11 protein-coding genes and 1 tRNA gene are annotated in these 12665 nt (G+C 65.1%); 3 read left to right on the top strand and 9 right to left on the bottom strand.

The annotated features are described in order from the left end of the window. Nucleotide 1: 1 nt before the first annotated feature. Entirely contained in the window at nt 2-1498 is a 1497-nt protein-coding gene (locus tag K309_RS0105915; RefSeq protein ID WP_029045559.1) for a DEAD/DEAH box helicase, read from the bottom strand. A gap of 122 nt (nt 1499-1620) precedes the next feature. On the opposite strand from K309_RS0105915, the gene K309_RS41575 reads away from it, so the two are divergent. Next, the gene (locus K309_RS41575) at nt 1621-1980 is read left to right on the top strand and encodes a hypothetical protein (protein WP_156914310.1); all 360 of its coding nucleotides are present in this window, start codon (nt 1621-1623) and stop codon (nt 1978-1980) included. An 829-nt stretch (nt 1981-2809) separates the two neighbouring features. Here K309_RS41575 and K309_RS0105900 read toward each other — a convergent pair. The 3 genes from K309_RS0105900 to rpoD all read right to left on the bottom strand — a co-directional run bounded on the left by K309_RS0105900 (nt 2810) and on the right by rpoD (nt 5536). Then, entirely contained in the window at nt 2810-3163 is a 354-nt protein-coding gene (locus tag K309_RS0105900) for a DUF1428 domain-containing protein (protein ID WP_029045558.1), read from the bottom strand. A gap of 229 nt (nt 3164-3392) precedes the next feature. After that, a tRNA-Ile gene (locus K309_RS0105895) sits at nt 3393-3471 on the bottom strand. Between the two features lie 10 nt (nt 3472-3481). Next, nucleotides 3482-5536 carry an RNA polymerase sigma factor RpoD gene (rpoD, locus tag K309_RS0105890; RefSeq protein WP_245178218.1) on the bottom strand — a complete coding sequence of 685 codons (2055 nt, stop codon included), beginning with the start codon at nt 5534-5536 and terminating at the stop codon, nt 3482-3484. Nucleotides 5537-5777: 241 nt separating this feature from the next. On the opposite strand from rpoD, the gene K309_RS42385 reads away from it, so the two are divergent. Further along, nucleotides 5778-6134, top strand: coding sequence for a hypothetical protein (locus tag K309_RS42385; protein ID WP_029045556.1), 357 nt, complete (start codon nt 5778-5780; stop codon nt 6132-6134). Nucleotides 6135-6226: 92 nt separating this feature from the next. Here K309_RS42385 and dnaG read toward each other — a convergent pair whose 3' ends face one another. The 4 genes from dnaG to K309_RS0105865 all read right to left on the bottom strand — a co-directional run bounded on the left by dnaG (nt 6227) and on the right by K309_RS0105865 (nt 10440). Continuing rightward, nucleotides 6227-8047 (bottom strand): DNA primase, encoded by a 1821-nt coding sequence (gene dnaG, locus K309_RS0105880; RefSeq protein WP_029045555.1) that lies wholly within the window; start codon nt 8045-8047, stop codon nt 6227-6229. A 201-nt stretch (nt 8048-8248) separates the two neighbouring features. Next, on the bottom strand, nt 8249-8698 hold the full coding sequence (locus tag K309_RS0105875; protein ID WP_029045554.1) for a GatB/YqeY domain-containing protein: 450 nt from the start codon (nt 8696-8698) through the stop codon (nt 8249-8251). A 136-nt stretch (nt 8699-8834) separates the two neighbouring features. Further along, the gene (rpsU, locus tag K309_RS0105870; protein ID WP_029045553.1) at nt 8835-9047 is read right to left on the bottom strand and encodes a 30S ribosomal protein S21; all 213 of its coding nucleotides are present in this window, start codon (nt 9045-9047) and stop codon (nt 8835-8837) included. A 133-nt stretch (nt 9048-9180) separates the two neighbouring features. Continuing rightward, nucleotides 9181-10440: a BaiN/RdsA family NAD(P)/FAD-dependent oxidoreductase gene (locus K309_RS0105865; RefSeq protein WP_029045552.1), complete on the bottom strand. Its 1260-nt coding sequence runs from the start codon at nt 10438-10440 to the stop codon at nt 9181-9183. 157 nt (nt 10441-10597) lie between these two features. Between K309_RS0105865 and tsaD the strand changes: the two genes are divergently transcribed. After that, on the top strand, nt 10598-11632 hold the full coding sequence (gene tsaD / locus K309_RS0105860; RefSeq protein WP_029045551.1) for a tRNA (adenosine(37)-N6)-threonylcarbamoyltransferase complex transferase subunit TsaD: 1035 nt from the start codon (nt 10598-10600) through the stop codon (nt 11630-11632). A 64-nt stretch (nt 11633-11696) separates the two neighbouring features. Here the strand turns inward: tsaD and folE2 are convergent, their stop codons facing one another. Beyond that, a complete protein-coding gene (folE2, locus tag K309_RS0105855; protein WP_029045550.1) occupies nt 11697-12500 on the bottom strand; it encodes a GTP cyclohydrolase FolE2 in 804 nt (267 codons plus the stop codon). Between the last annotated feature and the right edge of the window lie 165 nt (nt 12501-12665).

Raw genomic sequence — 12665 nt, 5'->3', positions numbered from 1 at the left:
ATCAGGACTTGCGCGGCACGCCGCCCAGCAGCGCCGCGACCGGCCGCTTGGGCGCCTGGCGGCCACGGCTCAGCGCGGCGGCGATTTCCTCCGACGGCTTGACCTGCGAGCTGCTGGCGCTGGGCTCGTACGGACGCGAGAAGAACGGATCGTCCGACGGACGGAACACCTGGCGGCTGCCGCTGTGCTCGTGGCGGCGCGGCCGCTCCTCGTCGCCGTTGCCACGCGCGCGGCGCAGGTCGCCGCGCTGGCGGCGGCGCTCTGCATCATCCTGGCGCGACTTCTCGCCGGTCGGGTCGAAGCCCTCCAGCTTGCCGCGCGGAATGCTGCGCTTGATCAGCTTCTCGATGTCGGACAGCAGGCGCTCATCGTTGCCCGGCACGAAGATCGACAGTGCATCGCCGCTGGCGCCGGCACGGCCGGTCCGGCCGATGCGGTGCACGTAGTCCTCGGCGCTGTACGGCACATCGAAGTTGATCACGCAGGGCATGTCGGGGATATCGAGCCCGCGCGCCGCCACGTCGGTGGCAACCAGCGCGTCGATGGTGCCGCTCTTGAAGCCGTCCAGCGTCTGCATACGCTCGGTCTGGGTCTTGTCGCCGTGGATCGCGGAGGCATTGATGCCCTCGCGCTCCAGGTGCCGCGCCAGGCGCGAGCAGCCGATCTTGCTGTTGACGAAGACGATGCACTGGCGCGACAGTCCCTGCTCGGCCCGCTGCTTGAGCAGGTGCACCACCGCCGCCTGCTTGTGGCCATCTTCGACCTGGTACACGGTCTGGCGCACGTTCTCATTGGTCGAGTTGCTGCGCGCCACCTCGATGGTGACCGGCTGCTTCAGGTAGCTGGCGGCCAGCCGCTTGATTTCCGCCGAGAACGTCGCCGAGAACAGCAGCGTCTGGCGCTGCGCCGGCAGCAGGTTGATGATGCGCTGCAGGTCCGGCAGGAAGCCCATGTCGAGCATCCGGTCGGCCTCGTCCAGCACCAGCATCTGCACCTGCGACAGGTTGACCGACTTCTGCTGCACGTGGTCGAGCAGGCGGCCGGGCGTGGCCACCAGGATCTCGACGCCGCGGCGCAGGGCATCGGTCTGCGGGTTCATGTCGACGCCGCCGAATACCACGGTGCTGCGCAGGTCGGTGTGCTTGGCATAGCGGGCGACGTTGTCGTAGACCTGGTCCGCCAGTTCGCGCGTGGGCGTCAGCATCAGCGCGCGCACCGGGTGGCGCGCCGGCGAGGCGCTGGCGTTGGCCAGCGGCAGCAGGCGCTGGATGATCGGCAGCGCGAAACCGGCGGTCTTGCCGGTGCCGGTCTGCGCGGCGCCCATCACGTCCTTGCCGAGCAGTACGACCGGGATCGCCTGCGCCTGGATCGGCGTAGGCGTGGTGTAGCCCTGGTCGGACAAGGCACGCAGGATGCGCGCGTCCAGGCCAAAGCTTTCGAAGGTCTGCACCGCGGTCTGCCCGGCGGTGTTGGGTTCTGGTGCGGTCGTAGTGGTCATGGGTATCGGTGTCTGGCGGGAGGCGAACCCGGCACAAACGGATACGCGTCTGGAACTCATCTCGCCCTGGCTCTCGGCTGGCACCGGAGAGGTGCCGGCGCGGCCATGCCGCTTGCACAGGCATGCAGCTTTTGACCAAGAGAATCAAAGACTTAAATTTTAGCATTTCTGCACGCACAGTGACCAGCATGGCCCGGCCGTGCCGGCGCCGCGACCGTGCTGCGGCTACGCGGGGGCGTTTTAAAGAAACTGTCACATCGGCAATGGATGATGCCGGCGGCGCCGTAGACAAGGCCAGCCGCGACCGGCCGCGCGAACGCCACCCTCCGACCACCGAGACCATTATGGACTTCGAGCAATTCCGCCAGACCTGCCAGCAGTTCCTGCGCACTTCGAGCCAGTTCCTTGGCCTGGCCGCCGCCCTGCCCTTGCCACCGCGGCCGGCGAGTCAGCCGGCCCAGCCTGCACAACAGGCGGCCTGACAGGCGAATCCGCCGGACCGCCAGCCCGGCATCCAGGTACCCTCCAGCGCCGCGGATGCCGTTATCCCGGATTACCTTGCCCCACTTCTTGCAGTCGCCGCTCATGCGCGCCGCCAGCTGCTCGGCGGCAAATAGGCGGTGACGGTGCCCATCATCTTCTGCTGCACGGTTGGTGACCCACCATCACGATGCGCAGGCCGCAGGCCATGGCGATCGGCATGAAGTCCTTGAAGGTGTCGTTGCCCCTGCGATTAGCAGGGGCGCCATCAGCAGCGTCGGCGTGAATGCCCTGACCCGGCTGGCTGGCTCGCGATGAAAAAGCCCCGCGTACCGGGGAGGGCAGCGGGGCTCAAGTGGTAGCGGGGCAACCTTCCGATTACCCACGCAGTGATCTTGGCCGATCGGGTCACGGCGCACATCACCCAAATGCGGGCTTTGGGCACGCGCCTGGGGCTGCCTGCAAAGCCTGTCAATCATCACTCGCGCCCGCCACCCCTGGTATCGGGGTTTTCTCCGAGCGGGTTTCCGCCAGCTTCCCGTCCCGCCGCGCATGCGGTCTACTGGTATCACATTGACAGGGCACCGCCAACGCGGCGTATCGCCGCAGTCGATGGAGCACCAAGACGATTCCAATGACCGGGAGACAGACCATGGTGACGAAAAAAGAAGACGCATTCGTACTGAAGAACCTTCTTGCCCTCGCAGCACTGGAAACCGTAGGCGGGGCGATCGCCCTCGGAATGGTCTTTCACCTAATCTGATCTGAGCTTGCCCGGGCACCGCGCCGCCACGCCGGCGCGGTGCTCGTCGCTGCTGCTCATTACGCGCCTTACTCGTCGACAATTACCTCGAAGCCGCCATAGATCATCCGCTGGCCATCGAACGGCATCGGGTCCATCCCTTCCTTCAGGCGCGGGTCTTCCATCGCCGCCTTCATGCCGGTGTCGCGCTTCTCTTTTGACGGCCAGACGATCCACGAGAACACCACCGCCTCATCGTCCTTGCGCTTGACCGCCATGGTGAAGGACGTCACCTTCCCTTCCGGCACGTCGTCACCCCAGCATTCCACTACCTTCAGCGCGCCGTGCTCCTTGAACACCGCTGCGGCCTTCTGCGCCACCTGGCGGTAGGTTTCGCGATTGGCCTGCGGCACGGCCAGCAAGAATCCGTCGATATAAGACATGGATCCGACTCCTCGTCAGGTTGAACGGTTGCGAATCCATTGCATCCGAATACCTTAGTCCATCGCTACGATGGCTAAAGTTCCAGTGTTTGCCCGCGGTCAGCGGCAGGCAGAGGTGGTCGGACCGGTGCCGGAGGACGAAGCGGCGTTGCCGGATGTGGGGCTCCGGAAGTCACCGGCGTAAGCAGAAAGGGGGTTACGGCATTCACCGTAACCCCCTTTTCAGCATTGGTGGGCCTCCCGTGAGTCGAACACGGCACCAACGGATTATGAGTCCGCTGCTCTAACCAGGCATGAGCTAGAGGCCCTTGGAAGCGTTTAGTTGCCTTCCAGGAAACTCTTCAGCTTGTCGGAGCGGCTCGGGTGGCGCAGCTTGCGCAGTGCCTTGGCCTCTATCTGGCGGATCCGTTCGCGCGTGACGTCGAACTGCTTGCCGACCTCTTCCAGCGTATGGTCGGTGCTCATTTCGATGCCGAAGCGCATGCGCAGCACCTTGGCTTCGCGCGGCGTCAGCGAGTCCAGCACGTCCTTGACGACGTCGCGCATGGAGCCGTGCAGCGCCGCTTCGGCCGGGGCCAGCGTGTTGGTGTCCTCGATGAAGTCGCCCAGATGGGAATCGTCGTCGTCACCGATCGGCGTTTCCATGGAGATCGGTTCCTTGGCGATCTTCATGATCTTGCGGATCTTGTCTTCCGGCATCTCCATCTTCTCGGCCAGCGTTGCCGGATCCGGCTCATTGCCGGTTTCCTGCAGGATCTGGCGCGAGATGCGGTTCATCTTGTTGATCGTCTCGATCATGTGCACCGGGATACGGATGGTGCGCGCCTGGTCGGCGATCGAGCGCGTGATGGCCTGGCGGATCCACCACGTGGCGTACGTCGAGAATTTGTAGCCGCGGCGGTATTCGAACTTGTCCACCGCCTTCATCAGGCCGATGTTGCCTTCCTGGATCAGGTCGAGGAACTGCAGGCCGCGGTTCGTGTACTTCTTGGCGATCGAGATCACCAGGCGCAGGTTGGCCTCGGTCATCTCGCGCTTGGCTTCGCGGGCACGACGCTCGCCCTCGGCCATCTTGCGGTTGACGCCCTTGAGTTCCTTCAGCGGCAGCACCACGCGCGACTGCAGGTCGATCAGCTTCTGCTGCAGTTCGTGCACGGCCGGCACGTTGCGCTCGACGATGGCGCTGTAGCCCTTGCCGTCGGCCACCACGGTGCTGATCCACTCGAGGTTGGTCTCGTTGCCCGGGAAGCGGGCGACGAATTCCGAGCGTGGCATGCCGCACTTGTCGACCACGATATTCAGGATCGAGCGCTCGAGCTTGCGCACTTCGTCCACCTGGCCGCGCAGCGTGTCGCACAGGCGCTCGACATTGCGAGCGGTGAAACGAATGCCCATCAGTTCGGCCTGGATGGCTTCCTGCGCCTTGACGTAAGGCTTGGACTTGTAGCCTTCCTTCTCGAAGGCACGGCGCATCTTGTCGAACTGCTCGGCGATCACGCGGAATTTTTCCAGCGCGTTCTGCTTCAGCTCTTCCAGCTGGCGCGCGGAGGCACCGGCGCCGGCGCCGCCTTCGTCGTCATCGTCCTCGTCGCCCTCTTCGTCGCCTTCCTCGTCGCTGTCCTCGTCATCGTCGGACGCCGCGGCCGGGGCCGAAGGTGCTTCAGGGGCTTCGTCGGCGTTCGGGTCGATCAGGCCGTCGACGAACTCGTCGATCTTGATCTCGTCGTTGGCGACGCGCTCGGCATGGGCCAGGATCTCGGAGATGGTGACCGGGCATGCCGAGATCGCCATCACCATGTCCTTCAGGCCGGCTTCGATGCGCTTGGCGATCTCGATCTCGCCCTCGCGGGTGAGCAGCTCGACCGTGCCCATTTCACGCATGTACATGCGCACAGGGTCGGTGGTGCGGCCGAATTCGGAGTCAACCGTGGACAGGGCCGCCTCGGCCTCTTCCTCGGCTTCTTCCTCGCTGGTGGCAGACGGCGCGTTGTCGTTGAGCAGCAGCGTCTCGGCATCCGGCGCCTGTTCGTAGACAGCGATGCCGATGTCGTTCAGCGTGGCGACCAGCGTGTCGATCGTTTCCGAATCGACCATGTCGTCCGGCAGGTGATCGTTGATTTCCGCGTAGGTCAGGTAGCCGCGCGACTTGCCGAGCTTGATCAGCGCCTTGAGCTTCTGGCGACGCAGCTCGAGCTCCTCTTCGGTCCCCTGCTGGGTCGAGGCGAACTCCTTGAGCAGGGCCTTTTCCTTGGCCTTGCGGTCCTTGGCCTTCTGCTTTTCGGTCTTCGGCGCGGCTGCGGGCGCCGCAGCACGCATGTCGTTCTCGTAAAACTCTTCAGTCACGTCGTCTGTTGTGCTGTCGTCGTGCTGCATCTCGGCCTTGGGCTTGCGGCCGCGCTTTTTCGGCTCCGGCTTGATTGCCGGGGCAGCGGGACGCTCGGATGCAACGGATGCAGGGGTCGCGGTGCGTGCCTTGGTTGCCGTCGCGGTACTGTCCGCCTTGGCGGCTCCGCTCTTGGCGCCGGCTGCTGCCGCTCGCTTGCTCTCGACTTCGGTATTCTGCTGTTTCGCCACGGTGATACTCTTGCCTTTCACTGGTGCAGACACGGCAACCTTGCCGCTCGTACTGGCGCCCTCGCGTGCCGAAGTCGAGGCCTGTGTTTCCTTGGATGTGCGAGTCCTGGCAGGAGTGGTCACGGCGGGCGCTTGCGCGCTACGCACGGACTTGGATGGCGCAGACCGGGCTGGTGTCTTGACTGGCGCGGTCGATGTCTTCGCCGCCGTCGTTTTTGCAGACGCCTTGCCGCTCCCTGATTGGGGAGCCTTCGTTGTAACCTTTTCGGTTGCTTTGGCCTTTGCCATTGGCACGCTCACTTTCACCAGAACTGGGAAGAAAGATTTCGCAATCCAAACCGGCTATTGTAGCACGCCACGGATAGCCAGCTTCCTGTCAGGTGAGGTTTTCACCTGAAAAATCAAGGCTTAAGCTCAGCGATGCCGGCCTAGCCACTCATCCAACGCCTGACACTGCCTCCAGGTTGATAGCCGTTGCGCCGCGACGCTTCAGCCAAGTTGGCGCCGCCGGTGGATCTCCCCCACCAGCCAGCGCATGCGCTGCTTGGCCGCCTCATCGGCGGTCCCTGCCACCACTTCAGCCTGAAGCATGTCGAGTTCGCGCCGCAATGGCTCGGCCAGCAGCTTGGTGATGGCGGCATCGAACTCCTGCGTGGCAGGCGCCTCTTCGATCTCCTCCTTCAGCACGGCGGTACGCGCGGCCGCATACATCTCGGCGTATGGCGACTGGGCCAGCTGCTCGCTGAATGCCGCAAAATTCACTTCGCCCTGCAGCCCGTCGCACGTCGACACAAGGTGCGTCAGCACTTCGCTCTCTCCGCCCATGCCGCCCTCGCCATCCAGAAGCAGGGCACGCGCGTCTTCGTCGAGCCGTGCCGACAGCGCCGGATAGCACATCAGCAACTGGATCACGCGCTGCTCCAGGCCGGTCGGCGCCTGCCGCCTGGCCCGGGGGCGCGGCTTCTCGAAACGGCCCACACGGACCGGATCGCTGCGCAGGCCGCAGATGGCCTCAATCTCCGCAGGCGTCGTACCCGTGGCATCGGCAAGTTCGCGCACAATCTGTAGCCGCAGGCCACCGGCCGGCATCGCCTGCAGCAGCGGCTTGGCCTCGTACTGCGCCCGGGCGCGACCTTCCGGCTGGCGCAAGTCAAGCTCTTCGGTCACCGACTGCAGCAGGAAGCGCGAGAGCGGCATGGCGTTGCGCACCTGCGTGGCAAAGGCCTCGGTGCCCTCTTCCCGCACGTAGCTGTCGGGATCATGCTCGGCCGGCAGGAAGAGGAAGCGGATGGTCTTGTTGTCGGCTACGTGCGGCAGGCAGGCTTCGAGCGCCCTTCGCGCCGCACGGCGTCCGGCGGCATCGCCATCGAACGAGAACACCACCGCGTCGGTCTGGCGCAGCAACTTCTGCACATGCACTGGCGTACATGCCGTGCCGAGGGTAGCCACGGCATTGGCAAAACCGAGCTGGGCAAGCGCCACCACGTCCATATACCCTTCGACCACCAATACGTAGCCGGTTTCCCGGATGGCGTGGCGCGCCTCGAACAGGCCATACAGTTCCGTGCCCTTGCTGAACAACGGGGTTTCCGGCGAGTTCAGGTACTTGGGCTCGCCCTGCCCCATGACGCGGCCGCCGAAGCCGATCACGGCCCCCTTGGTGTTGCGGATGGGGAACATGATGCGGTCACGAAAGCGGTCATAGCGCCGCGGCTTGCCGTCGGGGTCGCGCTTGTCGCTTTCGATCAGCAGGCCGGCCTCGACCAGCGGCGCGGCGATATTGTCGTCGCGATAGCCGCCGAAAACCGCTTCCAGCCCCTGCCAGTCGTCTGGCGCATAACCCAGGCCGAACTGCGCGGCGATCTCGCCGGTCAGTCCGCGTCCCTTCAGGTACTGGACGGCCTGCGGCGCGGTGCGCAGCTGGCGGCGGTAGAACTCGGTCGCGCGGGCCATGGCGTCGGACAGCGCCACCGAGCGGGCCTGCTGCTCGGCGCGCTGGCCCGGCGGCAGCCGGTCGCGCTCTTCCGGCACGGTCATGCCGACCGACTGGGCCAGCTCGCGCACCGCCTCCGGGTAGGACTGCCCCGAATACTCCATCAGGAAACCAATGGCCGAGCCATGCGCGCCGCAACCGAAGCAGTGGTAGAACTGCTTGGTCGGCGAGACCGTGAAAGACGGCGATTTCTCGTTATGGAAAGGGCACAGCCCCATGAAATTCGCGCCGCCCTTCTTCAACTGCACATACTTGCCCACCACATCGACAATGTCGACACGGTTGAGCAGGTCCTGAATAAAGGATTGCGGAATCACCCGACTGACCGTCCTGAGGCTTGGCCGTCCCGCGACGGGAGGCAATTTCTAGGAATGCGTGACCGGTACGACGCCCGGTTGCTTATCGGAATATTGTAGTGCAGCGCGCCCAGGCCGCCCGCAATGTTATTAACTCCGTGCATCTACGCCGAATCCATCGGATTCGGCATGCATCACGCCTATATCTGATTAAATCAGCACTTACTTCGGTGCCAGCGCAGCCTTGACCAGCGCCGACACCGCCGTCATGTCGGCACGGCCGGCGAGCTTGCCCTTGAGCACGCCCATGACCTTGCCCATGTCCTGCGGGCCGGCCGCCCCGGTGGCGGCAACCGCCTGCTGGACCTCGGCGGCGACTTCGGCTTCGGACAGCGCGGCGGGCATATAGACCTTCAGCACCTCGACTTCGGCCAGCTCCTTGTCGGCCAGGTCGTTGCGGCCAGCCTGCTGGAACTGGGAGATCGAGTCCTTGCGTTGCTTGATCAGCTTCTCGACCACGGCCAGCACGGCGGTATCGTCGAGTTCCGTGCGCTCGTCGACCTCGCGCTGCTTGATCGCGGCCAGCAGCAGGCGGATGGTGCCGAGGCGCTCGGTTTCGCGGGCACGCATGGCGTTCTTCATGTCTTCGCTGATACGGGCTTTGAGGGACATCGTGATCTTCCAGAAAGTGGGTGGACACTCACAGGTGGCGGCAAAAGCCGCTCGCTGCAAGGCCCTGCAAGGTCCATAACGCAAAAACCCGCCGAAGCGTGCGCCACAGCGGGTTGGTGCAAACGCGAGGCCCGGTTCAGAACAGCTTCTTCGGCAGCATCTGGCTGCGGATGCGCTTGTAATGGCGCTTCTCGGCAGCGGCCTCCTTGCGCTTGCGCTCGGCGGTGGGCTTTTCGTAAAACTCGCGGGCCCGCAATTCGGAGATCAGCCCGTTCTTTTCGATGGCGCGCTTGAAACGGCGCAAGGCGACTTCAAAAGGCTCGTTTTCCTTGAGACGGACCGTAGTCATTTGGCCAGAAAATAAAGATTTTCGGGATAGCGGCTTTACGAAGTTCTGGATTGTAGCACCAAGCCCCGAGCACGGAAGTGGCGGGCAACGGACACCGGGAAAGCGCCGCCCTGATCACAAACAGGATCGACGGTCAGGCCACTGACTGCCCGGCGGCAGCGCTGCGGCTGGCCTCCGCCACCGCCTTGCCTGCCGCGACCGCGGACGCCCAGGCCCATTGGAAGTTGTAGCCGCCCAGCCAGCCGGTCACGTCGACCACCTCGCCAATGAAGTAGAGCCCTGGCACTTCGCGCGCCATCATCGTCGTCGAGGACAATGCTCGGGTATCGACGCCGCCGATCGTCACTTCGGCCTTGCGGTAGCCTTCGGTACCCGACGGCACAATGCGCCAGTCGTTGAGCGATGCGCCAAGCTTGCGCAGGCCCTTGTCCGTGACGTCATGCAGCGGCATGGTGGCATCGACGCCGGCGGCCGTGCACCACGCGTCGGCCAGCCGCGCCGGCAGCCGCTGCGCCAGCAGGTTGCCAAGGTGCTTGCGGCTGCCGCCCTTCTGCTCCAGCAGCCACGCCGCCGCGTCTTCGCCGTCGAACAGGTCGATGGCGACCGGCGTGCCCGGCTTCCAGTAGCTGGAAATCTGCAGCACCGCCGGCCCGGACAACCCGCGGTGGGTCCACAGCACGTCTTCGCGGAACGCGCCGGCCGCCTTGCCGTTGCCGGTGGCGACATCCACTTCCAGCGACACGCCGGCCAGCGGCGCGAACGGAGCCCAGTCCTTGCCGTCGAAGGTCAGCGGCACCAGCGCCGGCCGGGTTTCGACGATGCCCAGCCCGAACTGGCGCGCGATGCGGTAGCCGAAGTCGGTGGCGCCGATCTTGGGGATCGACAGCCCGCCGGTCGCCACCACCAGTGCGCCGGCGCGGATCGTGCCGGTGGAGGTCAGCAACACGAAGTCGTCGCCCTCGCGACGGACTTCCGCCACCGAACAGCCGGTCTGCCAACGCACACGGCCGGTGTCGCATTCGGCGCGCAGCATCGCGATCACATCTTCGGCGCTGTCATTGCAAAACAGCTGGCCGCGATGCTTTTCATGCCAGGCAATGCCGTGGCGGCGCATCAGGTCGAGGAAGTCCTGTGGCGTGTAGCGGGCCAGCGCCGAACGGCAGAAGTGCGGATTGGACGACAGGTAGTTGGCCGGCCCCGCCTGCAGGTTGGTGAAATTGCAGCGACCGCCGCCGGAAATGCGGATTTTCTCGGCCAGCCTGGTAGCGTGATCGACCAGCACCACGCTGGCGCCGTTCTGTCCGGCGACGGCGGCACACATCATGCCGGCCGCGCCCGCGCCCAGCACGGCCACGTCATACCGGCCTGTCCGGGTTCCCGTCGCCCCGCTCATTGCTTGCCTCGCCAATCCATCTGTTGCCACCGCTCAAGAAAGGGCAGATTGTAGCGAAAAGCGCGACGCGCGCCGCTGTGCTACCCTGCGCGCTTCCTGCAACCGGTTGTTTCAACGGCCGTTTCGCCTTTTTGCGGCGGCGTTCAGCTTCTTCCCCATGCTTGTCCTCGGCATCGAATCTTCCTGCGACGAAACCGGGCTGGCCCTCTATGACACCGAGGCCGGCCTGCTGTCGCATGCACTGCATTCGCAGATCGCCATGCACCGCGACTACGGTGGCGTGGTCCCCGAACTCGCCTCGCGCGACCATATCCGCCGTGTGCTGCCATTGCTCGAGCAGGTGCTGGCCGATGCCGGCCGCACCCGCCGGGACATCGACGCCATCGCCTTTACCCAGGGGCCGGGCCTTGCCGGCGCGCTGCTGGTCGGCGCCTCGGTGGCCAACGCGCTGGGCTTCGCGCTGAATGTGCCGATGGTCGGCGTGCACCACCTGGAGGGCCACCTGCTGTCGCCGCTGCTGACGCGCGAGCCGCCGCCGTTCCCGTTCGTGGCGCTGCTGGTGTCGGGCGGGCATACCCAGCTGATGGATGTGCGAGGCATCGGCGACTACACGCTGCTGGGCGAGACGCTGGACGACGCCGCGGGCGAGGCCTTCGACAAGACCGCCAAGCTGCTCGGGCTGGGGTATCCCGGCGGGCCGGAGGTGTCGCGGCTGGCCGAGTTCGGCACGCCGGGCGCGTTCGCGCTGCCGCGGCCGATGCTGCATTCGGGCAATCTCGATTTTTCCTTCGCGGGGCTGAAGACCGCGGTGCTGACGCAAACCCGCAAGCTGTCCAATACCTGCGAGCAGGATCGGGCCAACCTGGCGCGGGCCTTTGTCGATGCCATCGTCGATGTGCTGGCGGCCAAGTCGTTCGCGGCGCTGAAGCAGACCGGCCACAAGCGGCTGGTGGTGGCCGGCGGCGTCGGCGCCAACCGCCAGTTGCGCGAGCGGCTGGACCAGCTCGGCAAGCAACGCAAGGTCGAGGTCTACTACCCGGATCTGGCGTTCTGTACCGATAACGGCGCGATGATTGCATTTGCCGGCGCGATGCGGCTGCAGGCGGCGCCTGAGCTGGCGCGACGCGAGTATGGCTATGGCGTGACGCCGAGGTGGGACCTGGCGGATATCCGGCTGCCGTCCGCAGCCTGACAATGCTCGCAAAGGAAAAAGCCACCGCATGCGGTGGCTTTTTCCTTTTCAGCGACCCACGGGATCAGTTCACCCGCTTGTCCCGCTCGATCACCGCATACGCGCTGTGGTTGTGGATCGACTCGAAGTTCTCCGCCTCCAGCACATAGGCCACGATGCGGTCATCCGCATTCAGCCGCATCGCGATATCGCGCACCAGGTCTTCGACGAACTTGGGGTTCTCGTAGGCACGCTCGGTGACGAACTTCTCGTCCGGGCGCTTGAGCAGCCCCCACAGTTCGCACGACGCCTCTTCCTCGGCCATCCTCACCAGCGCTTCCACCGGCAGCTCTGCGGCCAGTTCCACGTCCATCGTGATGTGCGAGCGCTGGTTATGCGCGCCATACTGCGAGATCTTCTTCGAGCACGGGCACAGGCTGGTCACCGGCACCACTGCCTTCAGGAACACGCGCGTCTGGCCGTTGCGCACTTCGCCGGTCAGCGTGACCTCATAGTCCAGCAGCGACTCCACGCCCGACACCGGCGCGATCTTGCTGATGAAGTACGGGAAGGTGACCTCGATGCGGCCCGCCTCGGCTTCCAGCTTTTCCAGCATCTTGTCGAGCAGCAGGCGGAAGCTGGCCAGCTCCAGCGGCGCGCGCTCTTCTTCCAGCAGCGCGACGAAGCGCGACATGTGCGTGCCCTTCTGGTCCGCCGGCAGATGCACGTCGAGGTTGAAGGTACCCACGCTCGGCACGGTGCCGGTCGGGGTCTTCAGGGTCACGGGATATCGCACGCCCTTGACACCGACGCGCTGGATGGGAATCTGGCGGGTGTCGAGGCTCGACTGGACGTCGGGCATCACGAAGGCGGGATTGATGTCATTCATCTACGGTTTCCTCCAGGGCTGCGCCAGCGGTTGGCACAGGTCCTTACGGTCGCGGCATCTTCGCAGTCCATCATGCCGCGCAACGAGTGTGAAACCACGGGACCCGGCACAGGGTGCGCCGACCCGCAGCTGCGAACACAAAAAAGGGAAGTTTAAGGGAATTCG

It is taken from the genome of Cupriavidus phytohabitans, from assembly GCF_000426345.1.
Taxonomy (GTDB): domain Bacteria; phylum Pseudomonadota; class Gammaproteobacteria; order Burkholderiales; family Burkholderiaceae; genus Cupriavidus.
This window is presented reverse-complemented; position numbering and strand designations above follow the sequence as displayed.